The following is a 22276-nucleotide window of genomic DNA, read 5'->3' as shown; positions in this document are numbered from 1 at the left end:
AACAATAGTAAAGGCCGCCCGAATCCCGGGCGGCCTTTTTCGTGCGAGAACTCAGGTCGTTTCCTTGAACGAAGAGCTCACTGTTTACTTCTTGTCAGGCAACACCTTCCAGTTGGCATCGAAGAATCCTGCATCGACCACATTGCCGGGCTTCTCGGCATCGGGCGGAGTGGTGATATCGATCACAGCCCAATCAGGAAGCTTGGGATTCTGCAGGGAGTTTGTGCGATCATGCGCTTCGCGGAACGTGAGACCGGAGTTGATCACCACCATCCCTTGGCCGGGAGCGGAGGGCACCTCGGGGTGGATCAGAGCTGGCACGTGGCGGGCAGCGGGATATCGCTTGCCTGCCACCACGACATCGCTCCCTTCCCATTTCAAGGGAAGGCTGGCAAGGCGTTGGGCAATGCAGGAGTTGGACACGTCATCTCCCCAGAGGATGAGATTCTCGTGGGTGGCAAGACTGTGACCTACCTCGGAGGCCTTGGCCACCAAGGGATCGCCACGCATGAGTTCCTTCCACCGACGGATAAAGTGTTCACTCTCTGCCTTGACCCAGGCATCCACTTCAGGGCTGCGACCTGGCTTGTCAGGCAGCACGATGACGAAACGGTTCAAAAAGGCGTCCTCGATGCAGGTGCCTCCACTCTTGACCAGGGCACGATCTGCGCGGCTCTTTCCTGAGAGATTCCATGAACCATTCGGCTGCTTGGTGAGAAGGTAGTACTGAGTCTGGCCGCGGCCAGCTTGATAGGCACGCGTTTCCTTAAATGTGCTGGATGCGCCATCAATCACGACTGTCCGAGTGGGGCCTGAAGTCTTCCAAGGCACGAGCATCTCCAGGGACTCCACGTTTTTGGTCGTGACCGTGATCGTGCTGCCCACTTCGTCGAGCTTGGCTTCCACCCGGGTGTCCAGCATGGGCTCCTTTACCTGTACCACCTGGAGCCAGTGCATGCGCGCGTAGCGGGCGGAGCGGAACTGTAAATTCACCTGATCTGGCTGGAGATTGCGGCCGGCGGCCACCGCTTTTTCCACGATAGCGGACACTTGGTCGCGCACGGCAGGGTCGTACTTGTGTCCCATGCCTGGACCGATCAGATGCTGCAACTGGAAGCCCTGACCCGCGAGCACCTCAGCCATGTACTCCGCCGTATCCCGCTGGGCGTCGTTCTCACCACTGTAGGCGACCAGCGGGACGTTGAAGAAGTTGCGCGCATAGTCCGGAACATCATAGACACCCCAGAGGGTCTGCTCATACCACGGCGCGGAGAAGCCAGCGGGCTTCTTCCCGGGAACGCGGTTCAAGTACCGCTGCACATCGGCAAACCCAGCGCCAGCATGCACACAAGCCCATTGATCCGCATAGTGCGCCCCCATGTGCCAGGCCCCTGCTCCACCCATGCTGAAGCCCATCAGCGCCACGCGGCGAGGATCGCCGTTGAATCGCTTCAAGGCATCGCTGCGGCATTCAAAGACATCCGTCTCCCCTGCCGATTTGTAGCCGTTGCAGAAGCGCCCAAAAGGATGCACAACAATGGCGTCCTTGGGCCGAAACTCTCCGCCCTTGGAGCGCATGCGACCAGCGATGAAATGCAGGTCCGTGGCGGTGTCTCCCCGCCCGTGGAGCCAGATCCACAGGGGTACGGCCTTCTTGCCACGTCCCCACTCCAGACCCTCGGGGATGTCCACGCCATACGGTTGGGGTGAGTCATCAATGTTGGAGTAGAATCCCAGCACTTTGGAGCCCGCCCCCTCCAGCCAGGGCGTCGTGTCGTTTTTGAGGCCTTCAATGCGACGACGTGCTTCGGCGAGCTGGTCCTGCGCCTTTTTAACCCCATCCTCCGGCTTCTTGTCATACCACTCCCCGAATTCCAGGGCATAGCGAACGGCCTTGAGAAAAATGTCCGCATCAGCGGCCCGGTTGTGTCCGCGAACCGATTCAAACTCCTTGCTCACCGCGGCCAACTCCTGCTCCAGAGAGGCCTTAAGTTCGGCAGGGATCTCCTTGGCCGGAGGAGGTAGCACACGGTCAAACGCCGTAGCGGGCAGGGCGAGACCACCGGTCAACGCCAGTAGATAGAAGGCAAGGTGTTTCATGATGAGATGAGGTCTGCGAAAGAAAATGGGGCGGACGTTAAGCATAACGTCCGCCCCCAAAGGCACACAAGAGAAGAGAAGGAAAAGCGCTGTGCCAGATTTGCCCCGTTATTTGCCGACGCAGTAGAGGCGGTCCTGAGCGCGAATGTAGAGGTTGCCGTTTGCGACCACCACGCATGCCCGGCAGATTTTGTCATTGTTGGTGGCGGTGGCGCCTTCCTGCCCAAAGGTGGCTTGGTGCACGATCTCAAAGCCGGCGGTTCCGGCCTTCACGACGAAGACATTGCCCATGAAGTCGATGGCGTAGATTTTGCCGTCAGCTCCCGTGGGAGAGGCCTCCATTTTCACCCGCGTGGGGAACTCTCCACGCCAGAGCACCTTGCCGGTCTTGGGTTCCACACAAGCCAGCGCCTTGCGATCACTGTCGAGCACGTAGAAGTTCCCCTGGTAGAAAAGCGGCGTGCTCACGTCGCTGCTGGCCTCCTTGCTCTCTGAAGTCCAGGTCGGTTCCACGGTGCCGGAGGCATCTAGTTTCAAGCCGTACACCGGCTCCTTCTTCGGAGCGCAAAGGAGGGCGATTCCGTCCCCCGCCACAGGCGAGGGCACGTGCCGCCAGTGGCCGATCCGGGACGGATTGTAGGAAACCATGCGCCAGAGTTCCTTGCCGGAGCCCGCGTCATGGCAGGTAAGGGTGTCTCCGCCAGAGATGAGCATCAGACGGCGGCCATTGTGGGTGTGAAACACCGGGGTGCTAAAGGCTTCCAGCGACTCTGCCTGGGCATCGCTGGGACGCACCTGCCGCCAGATCTCCTTCCCCGTCTTGGGCTCAAGAGCGAGAATGTAGCTCTCGTTTTTTCCGTTGGGATCTCCTTTTTGAAGCCCATGGAATTCAAAGGCCTGATTGCGTTGCAGCACCTGGATGTACAGGCGTTCGTTGTCTAGAACCGGGCTGCTGGAGTAGGTCCACTGGGTGCCGAAGTTGCCGTAGTCTTTGCCCAGGTCACGTTTCCAGACCTCCTTGCCGGTGAAGTCATAGGCGACGAGCACGCTGGTCCCGTAGAAGAAATAAGCCAGTTGGCCGTCTGTGCAGGGCGAAGGAGAGGCCAGATTGCTGCGGTCATCGTGCTGGTAGCCATCTGTCACCTCGTGGCTCCAGCGCACTTTACCCGTCTTGGCGTCGAGGCACATGGCCATGAGTTTCTGGGTGGCCGGGTTTGAGGAGCTCACAAACACATAGTCTCCCCATACGGCCGGCACGGACGCAGCGGGACCGGGCATGTCCGCTGCCCACTTGATGCCATCGGTCTTGCTGAACTTCTCCGGCAGTCCGGTTTCTGGGCTCGAACCGTCTTGATTGGGGCCACGGAAGCCAGGCCAGTTGGCGGCCGAAAGCGTGGCACAGGTGGCAAAGAGCCACACCGGAATGATGCGGGAGTATTTCATAGGCATGAGTAAAGGCGTGAAACGAGGACCAACCAAGCCAGTCCAGTACGAGGAAAGCAAATCTGCTAACGGCCCGGAGGACAAGGATTTAGCACCGGGTTGGACAGAAAATGGACACTGAAAGTCTGACAGATGAAGTGCAGCAACTAAGGAGTCTTGATACTTAGGTTTAGTTAGGCATATTCCTTATGTCTCTACTTGCCCCAGAATTTTCCAAATCTATAGTCCCAATGAACTGTCGGATCCCCATAATAATTATTTTTAGAAAGCGAATCGATCAATCCGCTTGTAATTATGGTAATTATAGTCAATAATCTGGTGAAACCGACCTCCAAGAATAATTTCCAGCTGCCAACAAAATGAGAGTGTGCTCTTTCGAACTCGCCACGGAGAACTACTCGTCCTTCCTTACCAAAGGGTTTGGCACGGTTCGAGTCGGTCGTCGCACGAACACTTTCGGATTCCAGATCGCCACCACCAACCCTGCCCCCCACCCCACCCTGTTGTTTGCCCTGCGGAGTGACGGCGGCGAGTTTCCTGTGGAATTTGGCATTCGCATCAATTTGGCCACCGGTGAAATCACCGACACCGCCAACAATTCCGGTCTGATTGGCTGGCTGGACCCTTCCCTCTGGCCATCGAGCCTCGTTCCCTATCCTCTGGTGCTCCGCTGGGAGGTGGAGAACACCGGTCTGGCGCTCATTCCCCGGCTGATCATTGGGGATGAAGAATGGCTCTACCCTTCGGTCCACTCCCCGGGCGAAGCCTGGTTCACCGCCACAGCGGGGCATGACCTGGAAAACGCAGAGATTGGAGCCGTTTACTCCCCGGGCTACGTCTGGTGTGAGGACCGGATGAATTGACCGTCACTTGCAGGGCTTTGTATGCACAGAGGCAGGGCAACTCCTGCACTTCCTGCTTGAGATGCCCCCCCTGACGCGCTAGGTCGGGACATGGCATTCATCCATGACGACTTCCTCCTGACGACCAAGGCAGCTCGCCGCCTGTACCACGAGTTTGCGGAGAACGAGCCGATCTACGACTACCATACGCATCTGCCGGTAGACGAGATCGCGCGTGACCAGCGCTTCGAGAGTCTGGCTCACATCTGGCTGGGCGGTGACCACTACAAATGGCGGGCCATGCGCGCCAACGGAGTGCCTGAGAGTCATGTCACAGGCCAGGCTCCTTGGAAGGAGAAGTTCCTCGCGTTTGCCAAGACGGTGCCCAATACGCTCCGGAACCCCCTCTACCACTGGACGGCTCTGGAACTGAAGCGATTCTTCGGCGTGGACGAACTCCTGAGCGAGTCGACAGCCGAGTCCATCTGGAACCGCTGCAATGAGCAACTGGCCACGCCCGAATTTTCGTGCCGGAACCTCCTCACCCGCTCGAATGTGCGCGTGGTGTGCTCCACCGATGATCCGACTGACTCCCTGGAACATCACCTGGAAGTGGCCAAGCTCTCCAATTTCCCCGTGAAGGCCTATCCGACCTTCCGTCCCGACGCGGGAATGCGCCTGGAGGATCTCAACGCCTGGAACACGTGGACCAACAAGCTCGCTGAGGTGAGCGGCGAGGCCTGTGACACGCTTGACTCGTTTCTGACCGGCCTCCGCAAGCGTCACGACTTCTTCCACTCCGTGGGCGGTCGCCTCAGCGATCACGGACTCACCGCGATGGACACAGAGACGGCGACCGACGCCGAAGCCAAGGCGATCTTCGACAAGGCCCGCGCCAATCAGGCCCTCACCGCCAGCGATGTCGTCCGCTTCCGTTCCTATCTGATGCTCTACTTCGGCCAGCTCGATGCGGAAAAAGGCTGGACCAAGCAGCTACACCTCGGGGCTCTGCGCAACACGAACACGCGCCTTTTCAACCAACTCGGGCGCGACATCGGTTGCGACTCCATCGACGATCCTGTGCATGCCGCCGGGCTCAAGTTTTACCTCGATACTCTGGAGCAGCGCGGCCACCTGCCCAAGGTGGTGCTGTACAACCTAAACCCGAAGGACAACTACGTCTTTGCCACCATCGTCGGCAACTACCAGGGCAATGATCAGGGGATCGCCGGACGCATGCAGTTCGGCTCCGGCTGGTGGTTCCTGGACACGATGGAAGGCATGGAGTGGCAGATCAACTCCCTCAGTTCCACCGGCCTCCTCAGCCGCTTTGTGGGCATGTTGACCGACTCCCGCAGCTTCCTCTCCCCACCCCGACACGAGTACTTCCGCCGCATCCTCTGCAACCTCGTCGGCCGCGACGTCGAAAACGGCCTCGTTCCCGACGACTACGAACTCGTCGGCACCATGATCAAGCGCATCTGCTATGCGAATGCGCATGAGTACTTTGGGATGAATGTTTAGGCGCCCGCAAGGGGGCTGGTTTAGGCACGATGTTGGTTGAGACGCTTCGCTGGTTTAGGCGCTCCGCTGGAAATAAGCGGGGCGTCTTCCATGCCTGCTGCACCCTATGAACGAAGAACGTGAGCCTAGACTCTTCGCCTACGAGAAGTTGAGGGTGTGGAACGATGCCCGGGTACTCGTCGGGGAGGTGTACGCTTTGACACGTGGATTTCCGAAATCCGAGCTCTTCGGTCTAGCGGCCCAGCTAAACCGGGCGGTCGTTTCTGTAGCGTGCAATCTTGCTGAAGGCTCTGCCCGCACCAGCGCCAAGGATCAGGCTCACTTCTCCCAGCTCTCTTATAGTTCCCTGATGGAGGTCAGTTGCTTGCTCACCATTTGCTCTGACCTCAAGTTCATCGACAACAGTCTCCTTTCCCCTCTCCGAACCTCCCTCGCAGACTTGTCCGCGCGCATTCATAAGCTTCGCCACTCCCAACTCTCCCGCAGCGAATCATCCTCCTCAACCCGGGCGCAGCCCGCCTAAACCAGCGCAGCGCCTCAACTATCCCGCTTGCGGGATCCTCAACTTTCTCCCTTTCCTCCATGCCATCCTCCCGTATTCTCGTCACCGGCGGTGCCGGCTTCATCGGTTCCGCACTTGTCTGGGCTCTTAACCAGAGGGGTGAGGAGAACATTGTCGTCACAGATTCCCTGGGTACGGATGAAAAATGGAAGAACCTGGTGGCGCTGAAGTATGCCGACTATTTGGATGCAGCGGACCTGCTGGACGCGGTGACGAACCGGCCGGAGTCGCTGGGCAAGTTCGATGTGATCTATCATCTGGGGGCGAACTCTGCGACGACGGAGCGGGACGCGAACCACCTGATGAAGAACAACTTCGAGTACACCAAGGTGCTGGCCCACTGGGCCATCGCCACGGGGGCGAAGTTTGTGTACGCGTCCTCAGCGGCGACCTACGGGGACGGTGCCCATGGCATGGATGACAAGATGCAGGACATCTCCGTGTTGCGCCCTCTGAACATGTACGGCTACTCGAAGCATCTCTTCGATCTCTACGCCCAGCGTGCAGGCATCGCCAAGCGGGTTGTGGGTCTGAAGTACTTCAACGTGTACGGCCCCAATGAAAACCACAAAGGCGACATGCGCTCCGTGGTGAACAAGGCGTTCGACCAGATCCTCACGAACGGCAAGGTGCAACTCTTCAAGAGTCTCCGGCCTGATTTCAAAGATGGCGCGCAGATGCGCGACTTCCTCTACGTGAAAGACGCCGTGGCCATGACCCTTTTCCTCGGCAACCATCCCCTTTCCGGCGGACTGTACAACCTGGGCTCCGGCCTGGCCCACACCTGGCTCCAGCTCGTCACCGGCATCTTCCGCGCTCTGGAACTCCCGCCGCACATCGAGTTCATCGACCTCCCCGCCCACCTGCGGGAGAAGTACCAATACTACACCTGTGCCGACATCAGCAAGCTCCGCCAGCTGGGTTACAAAGACGCCATCACCCCGCTGAACGATGCCGTCGCCGACTACGTCCGCGCGTACATGGTCCCTGGCAAACTGCTGGGCGACGGTGAGGCGAGAATTGGCTGAGCCGCTATTGTACAGATCATAAGGCCTCGAGGGAATCCTCGAGGCCTTTTTTGTGTCACTTTTGCGCACAAAATCGCAGCGTTATTTATTGCAATCGGCAAGTGAATCTTGAGGGTCGATCAATCGCCGCCTCACCTTGGTTTTCCGAAAATTCAGCTTTGAAATTTTTGCATCGACGATCTGAGTTGTATGCACTTAGGATGCACAAACCCTGCACCCAATGACTTCTCGGCACCCGTCGATCATGTCCCCTCTACCCCACTTCCGTCCCCGGTCTCGCTCTATGCGATTCCTTTTGAGCACTTTCTGTCTCATGGGATCGCTGGCACACGCCCAATTGTATTGGGATGGAAATGGCGCTACTGTAGGAGCCGGTAGCAATCCAACTGGCACCTGGGGCACAGACACCTTCTGGACCACTGACAACGCTGGCACCAGCGCCACTTCAGGATGGATCGCGAACAGTATCGCTATTTTTAGCGCGGGTTCAGATGCGACCAACGCCTATGGCGTGAGCGTCAGCGGCGCCCAAGACATTGGTGGCATTACCTTTGAAGAGGGTACAGTCACATTGGGCGATACCGGCACGCTCAATCTTGGCACCGGGTCTGGCACTTTTAATGTGGCCTCAGCACTCACGGCCACGATCAACAACGTCATCTCTGCCAGTGCTTCCGCAACAACGACGATCTTCACCAAAACAGGTGCAGGAACCCTGGTTCTAGGAAACGCGAACACCTTTGGCGGAAGCGGCAAGCGCGTCGCCATCCAGAACGGGACGCTCCAGTTTGCCTCTGATGCGGCCCTCGGAAACTCCGCAAACGCCATCGACCTCGGCACCGCTTCCAGTGTGGCCACACTGGCCTACACTGGCGGAAGCGTCACCATTGCCCGCGCCATCGTTCTGGGCAACCTGGCAGGTAGTGCGACCGGAAACACCCTTGCGCTCACCAACACTAGTGCCACCACCTTCACCCTCTCGGGCATTGTCAGCGGCGGCCCACCAAACAACGTGGTGGCAAACGCAGCCCTGACCTTGAAGGGGCAAGGAGCGGCGGTCAGTGAATTTGTGTTCAGCAACACCGGCAACACCTTCAAAGGCGGCATTGTAGTCGACAATGCCCGCTTCACGGTCAACGATTTCCGTGATTTTGGTTTAACGACCAGCGGTGAAAACATGACCACCACGCTGGTCAATGGGGGCAACCTGAACATCATCGCCTCACTCGACCCGACTGCCGGAGGCGCCAACGACAAGCGTCTGGCAATCGGCACCGGCGGCGGCACGGTGACTGTAGGAAGCGGATTCACCTACACCCTGAATGATGCAGGACAGTTCAGCGGTACGGGCAATCTTGTCAAAAATGGGGACGGGATTCTGGTCATCGGATCACAATCTGTGGGGTACGGGGCCAACTACACCGGGGCCAAGGTGACACTGAATGCCGGGACCCTCAGCCTGAGAAATGCCACCTCCATCGGCACGGGGGCGACCTTGGCTTCCCTGGAACTCGCAGGAGGCATCCTCGACTTGAGATGGGATACCTCAACAACCTTTGGCAACAACGTGCGCGTTACGGGCAACACCACCATCAATGCAGGGCGCAATAGTGGCACTGCCGCTGCTGGGATCACCCACACGTTGGGCACGTTGTCGATGGGCACACAAACACTGAACGTGCGTGTGGGTTCTGGAACTACCAACAACACCGCCTATGGCTTGACGTTCAGTTCGCTGGTGCTCACGGGAAGCCCGACCTTTGATGTCGGCCAAAATGGCACCGGAACCGGGACCCTGACCATTACCAGTTTGTACAATGACGGCAGCGCGGTCACGATCACGAAGTCCAACTTGGGCACCTTGGTGCTTGGCTCTCCCGCCTACGGAATACTGGCAAACTCGACGATACGAATCAATGGCGGAACCGTGCTTGCCATGGCGCAAGGGGCCATTGGCACCGCCCAGATCCAGGTTGGAGACTCCACTGGCAGCGCCAATTCCAGCCTGCTCCTGGGTGCCGCTGGCATCGTTCTCGACAATGCAATCGTGATCAATGTCAACTCTGGCACCACTCGCATTGGAGCAGGCGCCTTTGTCGGAACAAGTTACATCACGTCCGATCTGAGTCTGACCAAAGACCTTACACTTACAGCGGGAACCGGAGCCACAGTTGCATTTAGCGGACTCATCGATGACGGCCCCTCCTCGTTCAACCTGAACAAAGATGGGGCGGGGCTGGTGCTGGTCACCTCTGTGCCCAATATCGGTGGCACCATTACCGTCTTGGAGGGAGCGCTAGGCGGCGATGCCCTGGTTGAAAACTACGGCATCTTGCTAAACGGAGGCGTGGTTGCCCGTGCCGGATTCTACAATGCCACCATTGGTACCGCAGCCAACCAGGTCAGCTGGGCGACCAATGCCTCCGGGGGATTCGCCGCAACGACTTCTGATCTGACGGTCACCATCAGCGGCTCCGGTTCCCCTCTTTCCTGGGAAGCGGCCAATTTCATCAATGGCACAGGAAATCTCATCCTGAGCCACGCCTCCTCCACAGCGGTCACCACCCTTACCAACGACATCAACCTCAACAGTGGTGCCGGAGCTGCCAATCGCACAGTAGTTGTGAATGACAATACCACCTCAACGGTGGATCGCGGGGTGCTCTCTGGAGTGATCAGCAACTCGGGAACCGCCGCAAGCCTCACCAAGACAGGCAATGGCGTGTTGGAACTGTCCGGCACATCTGGCAACACTTACACCGGAGGCACCACCGTGGTCCAAGGCACGTTGCTACTTAACAAAGCTGCTGGAAACGCCACAGGCGCAGGAAACCTGTCCCTCACGCCGAACGGTGCCAGCGCTACCGTCAGACTGCTGGCCAACGAGCAGATCGCAGACACGGCCGCCGTCGCAGTCACGAGCAGCACAACCACCAACTTCAGTGTCCTCGACCTCAACGGATTTCAGGAAACCATTGGCAGCCTGGACATCACCTCGGCAACCGGCTCCGGCGCGCTGGTCAGACTGGGGGCGGACGGAGTTTTGACGGTTAACGGCAACATCACGTTCAACAGCAACCGGGACATGAATGATGCTTCGACTCACGCACGCAACGTGGTCATCACTGGCACCGGTACCGTGGCGGCGGCGGGTGCAGCAGCAAGCACCGGGATCTTGGACCTGGGAGGTGCCATCCGGACCGTCACGGTTCAAACCAGTTCCCTCCTCGGGGGCAACAATGATGCTTCCATCGACAGCGTCATCCGGAATGGGGGGATCATCAAGGCAGGAGCCCGCGTCCTGGTGTTGAACGGTGCCAACACCTATGCCGGATCTACCACCATCAATGCGGGTGCCATCCGCATCTCCTCCGACGCAAATCTGGGAGCAGCTCCGGTAGCCGCCACTGCCAGCCACCTGATCTTGAATGGAGGTCGATTGGAGACCACGGCCACCATGACTCTGGCCGACACACGCGGATTGGAACTGGGAGCGAGTGGCGGGACACTGGATGTCGCCTCGGGCACAACCCTGACTTACAATGGTCAGATCACAGGGCTCGGAACGTTGGAAAAGCTGGGTGCAGGCACTTTGTATCTGGGCGGTGCCAACAGCTACTCATCAAACACGATCATTACTGCGGGAACCCTGGTGCTAAACCACGTGAATGCGCTGCCTGGTGGGACCGGGGCCAGCGCCACAGGTGCCAACCTTAGTCTCAACGGTGGGGTGTTGGGACTTGGAGCTGGCGACTTTTCCCGCACTCTGGGTGCGGGTGCAGGTCAAGTGCAGTTCTTTGGTTCAGGCGGCTTTGCAGCATACGGAGCGAATCGGCAGGTGAACATCGGCGGGGCCGCCCAAACGTTGACCTGGGGCGTGGATGGCTTTGTGAGCGGCACCCTCATTCTGGGTACTGCTGACGCCACTCACACGGTGGAGATCGTCAATACCATACAACTGGCCGCCACCAGTGCAGCCCGCATCATTCAAGTCAATGACGGGGCAGCATTGATCGACGCCTACCTCAGTGGCGGGCTTCTCGATTCCGGCACCTTTGGCTTTAACAAGACGGGAGCGGGCACGCTTCGTGTGGGCGGAAGTTATGCCGGCACATGGACGCTCAGTGGTGGTTCGATCATCTTCGACAACAATCAGACCGGCAACATTCGCCTGGATGGCGGCGTGTATGAAAGCAACAACACTGCCGAATCTGGCAGCTTCACGAGGAGCCTTGGCACCGGAGTCGGCCAGGTTCAATGGACGGCCAATGGGGGCGGATTTGCCGCAAATGGGGGTGCTTTGACGGTTAACCTGGGTACTTCAGGCCTGGTCTGGGGCTCCACCACCAATTTTCTGGCTGGAACCGGCCCTCTCATCTTCGGCTCCACTAGTGCAAACAATGTGGTGACCTGGCAAAACGCCATCGATCTGAACAATACCGCCACTGCAAACGTGGTGCGCACCATCACGGTGGTGGACAACGCCTCGTCAACAAGCGACTACGCTGTCATCACAGGGGTTCTGTCCACCTCAGGCGCCGGTTCAGTTAACCTCACCAAGAGCGGTACGGGAACCTTGGTGCTTCAGGCCGCCAACACCTACGCCGGGCAAACGATCATCAACGATGGAACGCTGCGTCTAGGCGTTGGCAATGCTTTGCCGACAGCGGCAGCTCTCACCGTGAATGCGATCGGAGCCGGAACCACCGCCACATTCGATCTCAACGGATTCTCCCAGACGGTCGCTTCCCTTGCCCTTGGTGGTTCCACCGCTACCAGCCACTCACGAGTGATCGACTCTGCAGGTGGAGGCCAACTCATTCTCGCGGGAAACATCACCTACACCGCCACAGGCAATCCCCTCGCCTCTCTTATCAGCGCCAATGTCGACCTTGGATCCGGAACGCGATCCATTGATGTTGGGGACTCCACCACCGTCATTGCACCGTCTGCGGAACTGACACTCTCCGGCATCATCAGTGGAAGTGCCAACGTGACCAAGCTGGGGGCGGGCAGGCTGCTGTTGAGCAACGTGGGCAACACCTTCACAGGATCAATTCGTATCGACGCTGGAGTACTCTCATTTGCATCGATCGGCAACGTGGGCGCCGGAGCAAGTTCCCTGGGAGCTCCCACCACCGTTGGTGCAGGCACGATCCTTCTCAACGCAGGAACTTTCGAATTTGTCGGCAATACAAGCGTCGCCACTGATCGGATTATCGATTCCAACAGCGCGACAGCGGACGTGACCATAGCGGCAAGCGGTGCCAATGGCGCGGTGCTGACATTGAATGGCATATTCTCCACGGACAACCGCATCCTCATTCTCGACGGCACCGGCACCGGGGTATTCAATGGCGTCATCACTGCCAATGACGGTGCCACCAGCACCGCAACGCCCGACCTCTACAAACGAGGCACCGGCACCTGGACATTGAATGCGGTCAACACTATCGAAGATGATCTCGTAGTGGAAGGCGGCACCCTCATACTGAATGTCGCCAATGCGTTTACCGCTGATGATGTTTTTGTGCGGGGCAACTCAACACTCCGCGTTGCCGCCAACAATGGCTTCAACTCTGTGGATGACCTGAACGTGGCAGCAGACGGATCTGCCGGCACGACTGTTCTAGAGTTGCTCGGCGATGCCGTCGCCACTGATCTGTTTTTGGGCACAAGCACTCTCAGCGGGCAGATCACTGGCAGCAAAACCCTGACGCTGACCACTGCTGACGTCCGGCAGGGCTTGATTGACGCCGGGGTCACCCTGGCGGGTGGCACCTTTACCAAAACCACATCGGCAACCCTTACCTTTGCCGGCACCAGCGCCATGACCGGCGCACTCGCTGTGACGGATGGCACGCTGATTCTGGACTACACCACGTCAAACACGAGCAAAATTGGCGCGGGACTTACGCTTGGCTCAACCAACCCAAACCGGGGAGCCAGCATCAACCTGATCCTCAATGGGAATGCGACAGCAGATACGGTACAAAACGTGACCGGCACCACCACCATCACACCCGGACGTACCAATATCGCGATCAACTCGGCGGGCACCCAATCAACGACCCTGGCCATGACAACATTCACCCGTACCTCCTACGGCGGAACGGTGAACTTCCAGTATTCATCTGCCAACAGCAAGGCGACAACCACCGCAGCCGCAGGAGTCCTTGGGTGGGCCACGGTGACCGCAGGCGGCATCCAGCGGATCGCGGCCGTGGACGGCTCTGGTAACATCATCCAGGCCACGACGTCCGCCAAAAACAACGTCAAGACATGGCTGAATGGTGAGAACGTGGTCAACACGGGCAGCTTGACGAACACCTTGGAGGGTATCAACACTATCGCGAGCCTCACCTTTGACGCCCCTGCGGCAGCTGCCCTGAATATCGCCTCTGGTTCTCGCCTTAAGATCAGCTCGGGTGGCATTCTCGTTACGACGAATGTCGGAGCCAACGATGTCGTCATTTCCGGCGGCGAAATCGAGAGCCTTGCCACGACGCCCACTGCCGACCTGATCATCCACCAGGAAAATACCAGTGGGAGCCTCACCATCGGATCGAACCTCGTTGGTCTGGGCGGGCTTACCAAAAGCGGAAATGGAACGCTGATCCTTACAGGAACCAACACTTTCCTGACGAGCAGCCAGCTGACAATCAGCCAGGGCACGCTGCAAGTTTCAGGAGGCAGCGCGATTGGCGACACCACCAGCATCTTCATGCGTCAGGGTGCCGTCCTCGATCTGAACAACTCGACGGAGACGACCGGACGACTGGGAGGCGCCGACAACAACAATGTCAGCGCAGGAACCATTCTGCTGGGCAGCGGCACCCTCACGGTCAATCAAACAGCCTCCAGCGGCTTTGCTGGATTACTCACTGGCAGCGGAACGCTGATCAAGACCAATACCGCCGGCAACCTGCAGCTCTCCGGCAACAACACGGGCTTCACCGGCAAGGTCATCGTCAACGGCGGGACATTCATCCTGGCAGGATCAGCGGGGAGACTGAACGCCGCCACGAGCTTTGCCATCAACAACTCCGGCAGCATCCTCCTCGACAACAACGACGACTCCGCCCCCAACGACCGGCTCTCTGATAATGCCAAGATCACGTTGCAATCCGCAAACGGTACTTTGGCGGGAGAATCCCGACCGAGAGGGCTCTCTATCCGCACGGACAACAACACAGGAGAACCTGAAACCTTTGGTCTCCTGGAGATTGTCAGTGGTGCCAACTACGCCTCCCTGGAGGCCAATGGCGACGCCAGCTCCACGGTGTCCTTAATTGGAAATGGCTGGACCAGGAGCATTGGCAGCACTCTCAACGTTCGTGGTAGAGGCCTCGGGGCCACTGCCAACCAACGGTCTTTCTTCAAGATCGCAGACGCAAATGACACCGCTTTTCTCCAAAGTGGCATGGTGGGGGGCGGCGGAGCGTCCGGTGCATCCAACAAAAACGTCAGCATCGTCCCCTGGGCGATTGGTGAATCCATCGGCGCAACTTTGGCAGATGGCAACATGGGAAACACCTTCCTGACCTATGTCGACAACGTGGGGCTGCGCCCACTCGACCTGACCAACGAGTACAACACCTACTCCGCAGCTGGCAGCACTGACAACGTCAGAGAGTCACAAACCGGTGCCTTGTCGGGTCTCGCTGGCAAATCCATCAATTCTCTCGTCCTCCACAACAACAATGTCGCCGCTGCCACCACCAGCATTTCCGGCACTGGTTCCGGACAATCGCTCGCCATCACCAGCGGGGCACTCCTCTTTACGTTAAACACGAGCGCTGTTGCAGGGAGCTACACCACCAACCTCAATGGTTTCGACGGCGGCATCACAGTCGGCAGTACCAATGAGTACATCATCCATGTGGTGAACCCCTCCTCTGCCTCCACCACGCCAACATTGACTGCCAACATCGGATCCTCGCTCACATCTACCGGCGCGGCCTTGGTGAAATCCGGCCGCGGCACTTTGGTGCTCAGTGCAGCGAACACTTACGGTGGTGGAACCTACGTCAACGAAGGCACTTTGCAGATCTCGTCCTTGGCGAACATCGGGACCGGCAAGCTAAACCTCGCAGGGGGCACCGTGCTGCTCGACGCGAGCTTCATTCAGGACATTTCCACTCGTTTTGGCACCATTAATAACGCAGGCGGCACCCTCAACGCTGCATTGGCCGCCGACCAAACCTTCGCCAATGGCATTGATTTCACCCTGACCGGCACATCAAACGCAACACTGACGCTGATCACGCGTTCAAGCTCCAGCGCTGGTCAAGTCACCATCCAAGGCGCCTCCGCCTTTACAGGAACGCTCGTGGTGGCGCACACCAGCGTCAACAGCGGCACCGTCAATTCCTTGGTGCTCAATGGTGCCACAAACGCGGCTGTGAACGGAAATCTCCAAATTGGCAATTTGGGTACAATTACGGACAACAGCAATGATGCCGTGGTAGCCTTGGGAGCCAATGAGCAGATCGTGGACACTGCCGTGATCAGTTTCCGCGGGACCAGTGGTGAAAGCGCCTACTTCAAGCTCCTTGGTTTCAATGAAACAGTCGCTGGAATCAGCGACACCAGCACCTGGGGGGTGATCGAAAATCGCGAGGCAGATGTCGTGAGTTCATCCGGAACCCTGACAGTGGGCAGCAGCGCAGACTTCACTTTCAACGGATTCATGCGCGATGCGTCTTCCGGCGCAGCCGATGCGGCCAAACTCAATCTCGTCAAACAAGGGACAGGTACGCAGAGTCTGATTGGCGCAAACATTCGGCACAGTGGTCTGACCACGATCAACGGTGGAACCTTGTTGCTGCAAGATGTCACCAACTGGCAAAGTGCCATCGTCAACAACGCCCGCCTTGTGCTTCATCAAACTTCTGGGAGTCGTACTCACGCTCAGTCCATCTCCGGAAGCGGCACTGTGGTTAAGAGTGGTGTCGGCACCATCGTCCTGACCGGGAACAACAGCTACGCGGGCAGCACAATTGTGCGTGAAGGAACGTTGGAGTTTGACAGCAATCTCGCCCTTGGAAACAACAGTTCAGGGAACACTATCGAGCTCCATCACGACACCACCTTGAAGTCGACGGGGCTGGACACCATTCTCGGCACGAATCAAAGCGTGTCCCTGCATGGTCTTGTGGCCAACATCGAGGTCGCAAGTCTGCTGACCATTCAGGGCGGCATCTCGGGCGGCCCCGAGTCTCGCCTTGAAAAAGAAGGCGTTGGCACCCTCTACATATCAGGCGCAGGCAGTCTCAACGGGGAAATTGCAGTCAATAGCGGCAGTTTGCATTTGAAGTTCGCGACACCCACTCTCACCCGAGTAACAACAGCAGATGGAACGAGTCTGAACTTCAACAGTGCCTCAACGGGGACAGCGGTGACAACCACCTTCACGGGCTCTGGCAATGTTGTGGCCATAGGCAGCACAACGAGCGCAACGATTGGCTTTGGTGTCAATAGCGGTGGCAGTGATCGCCTCGTGCTTGGAGCTGGCCAGACCTTCTCGACGGCAGGCGCAGTGGCCACCGATATCTACGTCTCAGGCGCACTTTCGGGAAGCTCCCTGAGCCGTACCCTCGTCCAGAGCAATAGCTCCACGAGCTATTCTGCATTCTCTCTGGGCACCATCTTCAATCCTGGGAACTATGTCTACACCCTCGACAACACCGGGACCAATAACTTAATCCTCAATGCTGTGGCACAAGCCCCCATTACGACGACCTACTATTGGAAAGGAGACCTCTCAGGTTCAGGGACCGGCGTCTGGAACGGTGCTCAGGCAGGAGGCAACACCAACTGGGCTACAGGTGTGGACGGTCTTACAGACACCTTGGTGGGCCCTGGGGCAGACAGCGACCTTTACTTTTCAGCGGTAGCTGGTGCCAACTTTGCCACCACTATCGGCGCAGATCTGACGGTCAAGTCCGTCACCTTCATGAGTGGATCAGGCGGTGGTGGGAGCAACACCACGGTAGGCGGGACTAGCACCCTCACCCTTGCAGGACAAAACGGCCTCACTCTGGACGCGGGCGCTGGAGAAATCTTTGTTGGCAACCGCATCGCCATGGGGACCAATCAAGTTTGGGCCATCAACGGGGGGATCTCCTCCCTGGTTGTTACGGGGCAGATTTCTGGTGCGGCGTCTCTCTCCAAACAAGGTGTGGGCACGCTTACTTTGCATGGAGCAAACGCCTACAGTGGGAAGACAGCAGTGCTACAAGGCACTTTGAAAATCAACTCTGAAGCCAGCCTTGGCGCGGCTCCAGTCAGCGGAGCATCAGACTACCTTTATCTGGAAGCGGGCACCACACTTCAAACTACCAAGGATCTGGCAATTGACGATGCCGGGCGAGGCATCACCATTGGAAACGGCGGCACAGTGGCAATCTCCACCGATGCCGGCACCACCGCCACCCTGGCCAACGAAATCACAGGGGGTAGCGATATCATCAAGCTGGGAGACGGCGTATTGGCCTTCACGGCAGCCAATTCTTACACTGGGAAGACTACTGTATTGGTTGGCACACTTCAGATCAACGATGAGAGCAGTCTCGGTGCGACTCCCCTTTCCGCAGCCGCAGACCATCTTACCATCCAAGCAGGAGCCCAACTGCAAGCCCTTGCGACCTTGCTGATCAATGACGCGGGCCGAGGGATTCGGCTCGCCGGTACTGGTACCGCCACCCTTTCTACAAATGCCGGCACTACCGCCACGATTGAGAACGTGATAAGCGGAGATGCGTTGGTCAATTTTCAGAAGCTTGGCTCTGGGAACCTGGTTCTCAAAGCAGTCAACACCTTCGCAGGAAACACCATTATTGGGGATGGCACGCTGACGATTGGCACCACCAATGCACTCGTCAGCACCAGCACCGTGACGTTGGGCAACAACACCGCACTGACTGGCACGCTCGATCTCACAGACTTCGACCAGACCCTCGGCGGCCTCGTGGTATCCAGCACGGTCAACACCACCGCCAACAGCATCAAGATTGGCACGGGAAAGACGCTCCAGGTCAATGGGAGTGTCACATTCGGAAGCACGACGGCGGGAGTTTCAACCAGCACGGTCTTTTCGGGCGGCGGCTCTTTTGTGGTGTCCGGCGCCGCGGCAAACATCCTGCTCGGTGGAGCCAGCGGGAGTGGCAACACGAACGGGTCCATCGTTGACATGTCCGGTCTGAGCAACTTCACCGCGTCACTGGGCACGGGGAGCTTGCGGATTGGTGACACCTCCAGCGGGACGGGTGGCACCTTCTCCAGCCTGAGGCTGGCCACCAACAACTCGATCACGGCTACCAATATCCACATTGGCAACGGGGTGGGACTTGGCCTCAACACCTTCACTATGACGTTGGGTTCAGGGACCAACACCTTGAACGCCACCACCATCAACGTTGGCTCTGCAGGGACCACCATTCGCTCTGGAGGCAACCTTCTCTTCGATGCCACCGACACCACCGGCAGCGTTACAATCCGCGGCCTCACCGGTGGCACCTCGCGCGTTACCAACTTCAACATTATCAACACGACGGGCAGCACCGGCAGCAACATGGTCTCCGTCGTCGATCTTGATAATCACTTCGCCGACCTCCGTGTGACGACGATGACCATGGCGCAACGGTCGCAACTCACCGGATCAGCGACAGCCACGCTCTCTTTCAATCACGGCTCGCTGGATGTCACCACCCTGGTGATGGCCAACAGAACCGGAGGCGATGGGAGTGCCACCGCCACCTTGAATCTCGGGGACAGTGCCTTGGCTGGCACGCCGACCACGACGATTGGAACCATCACGATGGCAGCCAATGTGGGAGGCACCGCTACCAGCACCTCCACCGCCACCATCAATGTGTCCGGGGGCAATGTGAACTTCGGTACTGGCAGCGGAACCGCCATCAACATGGCAAATGCTGGCACTGGGCGCACCGTCACCTCTCTGCTCAATCTCACGGGCGGCAACGTCACCGTGACCGGGAATATCATTCGCACAGGCGGAGCAGGAACTGAGAACGCCACCATCACCCTGGATGGAGCCACGCTCGACATGACCAACAAGGCCATCGGAACGGCGTCCGCTGCAATCGCCCAGCTCAACTTCCGGTCTGGTGTTCTGAAGAATCTCGCTTCAATCAATGGCACCGGGGGGCTTACCAAAACCAGCACGGGGACCTTGGTCGTAGAGGGCACCAACACTTACAGTGGAAGTACAACCGTATCTCAGGGCGTCCTTCAGGTCGGCCGCTTGAATGCTGGCTCCATCACCAGCGCCGCCACGGTGCAATCCACCGCCACCCTCGCAGGCACAGGAACGGTCAACGGCAGCGTGAATCTCAACGCTGGTGGCATCCTGGCACCGGGAGACAATGGCGGCAGCGGCTCTGGCACGCTGGTGATCGCGGGCGCTTCATCGAACCTGACTATGGATGCCGCGACCGCGAAGTTTGAATTCCGGGCAGCAGGCAATGGCATCAGTTTCATCGGCCAGGACTCTGCCTTCTATGATGGGAGTAACAACCTCGTGGCGGCCTACACCAATGCCGCAAATCGGGTGGCGGGCGCAAATGATAGAGTTGAAGTTGGCAACAACATCAATCTCATCTCCGGAGGGGTGATCGACTTCAACTTCAGCGCCTATTCACCGAAGGCCGGAGATGCCTGGGACCTCATGGATTGGGCGGTCGTCAATTCAGGGGGTACGCTTGCATTGAATGGTTTCACCATTGGCGACCGGTTCCGCACCGGAGCTGACAATGGCCTCTATGACCTCGACCTCCCCGACCTCTCGGCCTACGGTGCCGACCTGAAGTGGGACACCTCCCTATTTGCCAGCCATGGCATTCTCGTCGTCGTCCCTGAGCCAGGGCGGATCTGCCTGCTGCTTCTCGGAATGGGCGCTCTGTTCTTCCGCCGCAGACGTTAAACAATGCGCCAGAAGCCAGTCTTGAAAAACAAGACCAGCTTCCCCTACTCCTGCCCACCCTTGGCGTGCCCCGCAAAGCGGACGAGCACCATGCGCTCGCCGCGCTTGCCTTGATCACCCCAGGTGCGCTCAAACTCCGCGACGGTCTCGGCCGGACCGAAGCGCCGTTCAAACCACGGGCGGAAGCCCTCGTCTGTCTTGGTGCCGGTGAGCATCCAGCGGAACGGCTGATCCTGAGGGATCTGCTCCAGGGTATCAAGCTCGAGAGAAGTTTCCGGCAGATAGAACGGATAGGGCATCTGGCCCAAGTGGAAGATCAGAAGCCGCCCTTCAGAAGTGTCGCCCATCGCTTTGCGAATGGCGAGCGCCGTGGACCTCACGTCCTCCCGCTGGGACATGATGTGGTGACCAATCCGGATGAACCCACCCATGAGTAAGGCGGTGGCCAGTGCGGTCACGAGTGTCAGGGAGACAACTGCAAGCGTCCCCTCTTGCTTCACCTGGCGCAGCACCATCTGCGTAAGGACGGTGATGCCGGCCGCCCAGACGGCGACGCTGATCAGTGATGAGGGCCAGTAGAGAATCGCCGCCACGCCGATAGCCACCATGGCCAGGACAAAGAACACCCGGTTGACCCAGTGCCAGGCCGTGCGCTGCCGTTGGGTAGCTTCGGTGCCGCCCTCCACAAGGACCCAGGCAATCATCAACAGGACCGGTGCCAGCAGCGGAGCCACATAGCGGGCGCTGGAACTGGGGATCAGAATCATGAAAGCAAACCCTGCCACTACACCCCACTTCAAGCCGTCAAAGGTCTTGCGGGAGTCCGGGTCCCCAAAGGCTCGTTCCAAAGCAGCCTTACGCCACCAGAGCGGCACCAGCAGGATCCAGGGCAGGAACATCACCAGGGCCTTGGGCCCACGGATCAGCCAGTCAGAGGCGCTGGTCTTTTCCTCACCCGTAACGCGACTGGAAACCTCATTTCCCCAGGTGCTCAGCACATCCATTTTCTGAATGCCCATGAGCTGGGCGTACGAGGAAATGAAGGGAAGCGCCCATGCGAGAGTGATCGCGAAGAACAGCAGCAAACCCGCGAGATGAGGGAGGCTAAACAGTTGTTTCCAGCGGCGGGTTGCCCAACAGGCTCCAACCACTGGCAGATAAAAGAAGAGCAGATGCATGGGCCCCTTGGCCAGCATGGCCAGCCCCAGGAAAAGTCCCACCCACAACCATGCCGCCCACGGATTGAGTTTGCCCTTGAACCCCGCCATCCACGCCGTGAAAGCCAGCCCTGTGAAGGCAATGTAGTAAACTTCAATCTCCGCGATACGGCCTTTCTCAATGACCCCCACGCTCGCTAGAAAGAACAATCCACCAACAAGCGCTGCCTTGTTTCCCATCCAGCGGCGGGAGAACCCAAACATGCCCAGGCTTGCCACCAGAATCGTCAACACGCTCGGGAGCCTTGCCGTCCATTCATTGACCACTCCAGTGGTCTTGAAGCTCACCGCACTGATCCAGTTGATCAGCGGCGGCTTGCGGACATAGGGAAGCCCTCCGGAACGGGGCACCAGCCAGTCGCCATTCTGCAGCATGTTCCGCCCTGGAATTGTGCGCCGCCACTCCTCCCCCTTGATCTCCAGGTCTCCTAATCCGGGCAAATAGATGAGGGCCCAGAATACGAGAAGGATGAGACGTGCGGTCCAGGGGGAATTCATGCGTGGGATGGAGCGGGACAGTGGTGGCGAGAATGCGCTGCATTTCAAGCAGTTGCAGCGCTGTCTGGCAGATGGTGATGGGAACGGCCGGAGAACTCCATGGCCGTAAAAACCAA

At 58.5% G+C, this 22276-nt stretch carries 8 protein-coding genes; 5 read left to right on the top strand and 3 right to left on the bottom strand.

Features of this window, described 5'->3' with window-relative positions; all coding sequences use genetic code 11:
• Positions 1 to 84: 84 nt before the first annotated feature.
• Together BV034_RS16755 and BV034_RS16750 are read right to left on the bottom strand one after the other, a co-directional pair.
• On the bottom strand, positions 85 to 2100 hold the full coding sequence (locus BV034_RS16755; RefSeq protein WP_265593095.1) for a prolyl oligopeptidase family serine peptidase: 2016 nt from the start codon (positions 2098 to 2100) through the stop codon (positions 85 to 87).
• A 108-nt stretch (positions 2101 to 2208) separates the two neighbouring features.
• Entirely contained in the window at positions 2209 to 3543 is a 1335-nt protein-coding gene (locus tag BV034_RS16750; protein WP_050028146.1) for a PQQ-binding-like beta-propeller repeat protein, read from the bottom strand.
• Between the two features lie 359 nt (positions 3544 to 3902).
• Here BV034_RS16750 and BV034_RS16745 point away from each other — a divergent pair, with 359 nt between their 5' ends.
• The 5 genes from BV034_RS16745 to BV034_RS36095 all read left to right on the top strand — a co-directional run bounded on the left by BV034_RS16745 (position 3903) and on the right by BV034_RS36095 (position 20445).
• Entirely contained in the window at positions 3903 to 4406 is a 504-nt protein-coding gene (locus BV034_RS16745) for a hypothetical protein (protein ID WP_050028145.1), read from the top strand.
• Positions 4407 to 4496: 90 nt separating this feature from the next.
• On the top strand, positions 4497 to 5909 hold the full coding sequence (gene uxaC, locus BV034_RS16740) for a glucuronate isomerase (protein ID WP_050028144.1): 1413 nt from the start codon (positions 4497 to 4499) through the stop codon (positions 5907 to 5909).
• Between the two features lie 106 nt (positions 5910 to 6015).
• On the top strand, positions 6016 to 6432 hold the full coding sequence (locus BV034_RS16735; RefSeq protein WP_050028143.1) for a four helix bundle protein: 417 nt from the start codon (positions 6016 to 6018) through the stop codon (positions 6430 to 6432).
• A gap of 59 nt (positions 6433 to 6491) precedes the next feature.
• Positions 6492 to 7499 carry an ADP-glyceromanno-heptose 6-epimerase gene (gene rfaD / locus BV034_RS16730; RefSeq protein WP_050028142.1) on the top strand — a complete coding sequence of 336 codons (1008 nt, stop codon included), beginning with the start codon at positions 6492 to 6494 and terminating at the stop codon, positions 7497 to 7499.
• Between the two features lie 313 nt (positions 7500 to 7812).
• Positions 7813 to 20445: an autotransporter-associated beta strand repeat-containing protein gene (locus tag BV034_RS36095; protein WP_050028141.1), complete on the top strand. Its 12633-nt coding sequence runs from the start codon at positions 7813 to 7815 to the stop codon at positions 20443 to 20445.
• A gap of 44 nt (positions 20446 to 20489) precedes the next feature.
• On the opposite strand, the gene BV034_RS16720 is transcribed toward BV034_RS36095, so the two are convergent.
• On the bottom strand, positions 20490 to 22160 hold the full coding sequence (locus tag BV034_RS16720) for a glycosyltransferase family 39 protein (RefSeq protein ID WP_050028140.1): 1671 nt from the start codon (positions 22158 to 22160) through the stop codon (positions 20490 to 20492).
• Positions 22161 to 22276 lie beyond the last annotated feature (116 nt).

The organism is Verrucomicrobium sp. BvORR034 (assembly GCF_000739635.1).
Taxonomy (GTDB): Bacteria; Verrucomicrobiota; Verrucomicrobiia; order Verrucomicrobiales; family Verrucomicrobiaceae; genus Verrucomicrobium.
The sequence above is the reverse complement of the archived record's forward strand: the minus strand, read 5'-3'. Positions and strand labels throughout refer to the sequence as shown.

Excerpts from the sequence above, each read along its gene's own strand:
- BV034_RS16755 (WP_265593095.1), bottom strand. The coding sequence starts at position 2,100 with ATGAAACACCTTGCCTTCTATCTACTGGCGTTGACCGGTGGTCTCGCC.
- BV034_RS16720 (WP_050028140.1), bottom strand. The coding sequence starts at position 22,160 with ATGAATTCCCCCTGGACCGCACGTCTCATCCTTCTCGTATTCTGGGCC.
- BV034_RS16745 (WP_050028145.1), top strand. The coding sequence starts at position 3,903 with ATGAGAGTGTGCTCTTTCGAACTCGCCACGGAGAACTACTCGTCCTTC.
- BV034_RS16750 (WP_050028146.1), bottom strand. The coding sequence starts at position 3,543 with ATGAAATACTCCCGCATCATTCCGGTGTGGCTCTTTGCCACCTGTGCC.
- BV034_RS16735 (WP_050028143.1), top strand. The coding sequence starts at position 6,016 with ATGAACGAAGAACGTGAGCCTAGACTCTTCGCCTACGAGAAGTTGAGG.
- rfaD (WP_050028142.1), top strand. The coding sequence starts at position 6,492 with ATGCCATCCTCCCGTATTCTCGTCACCGGCGGTGCCGGCTTCATCGGT.
- BV034_RS36095 (WP_050028141.1), top strand. The coding sequence starts at position 7,813 with ATGGGATCGCTGGCACACGCCCAATTGTATTGGGATGGAAATGGCGCT.
- uxaC (WP_050028144.1), top strand. The coding sequence starts at position 4,497 with ATGGCATTCATCCATGACGACTTCCTCCTGACGACCAAGGCAGCTCGC.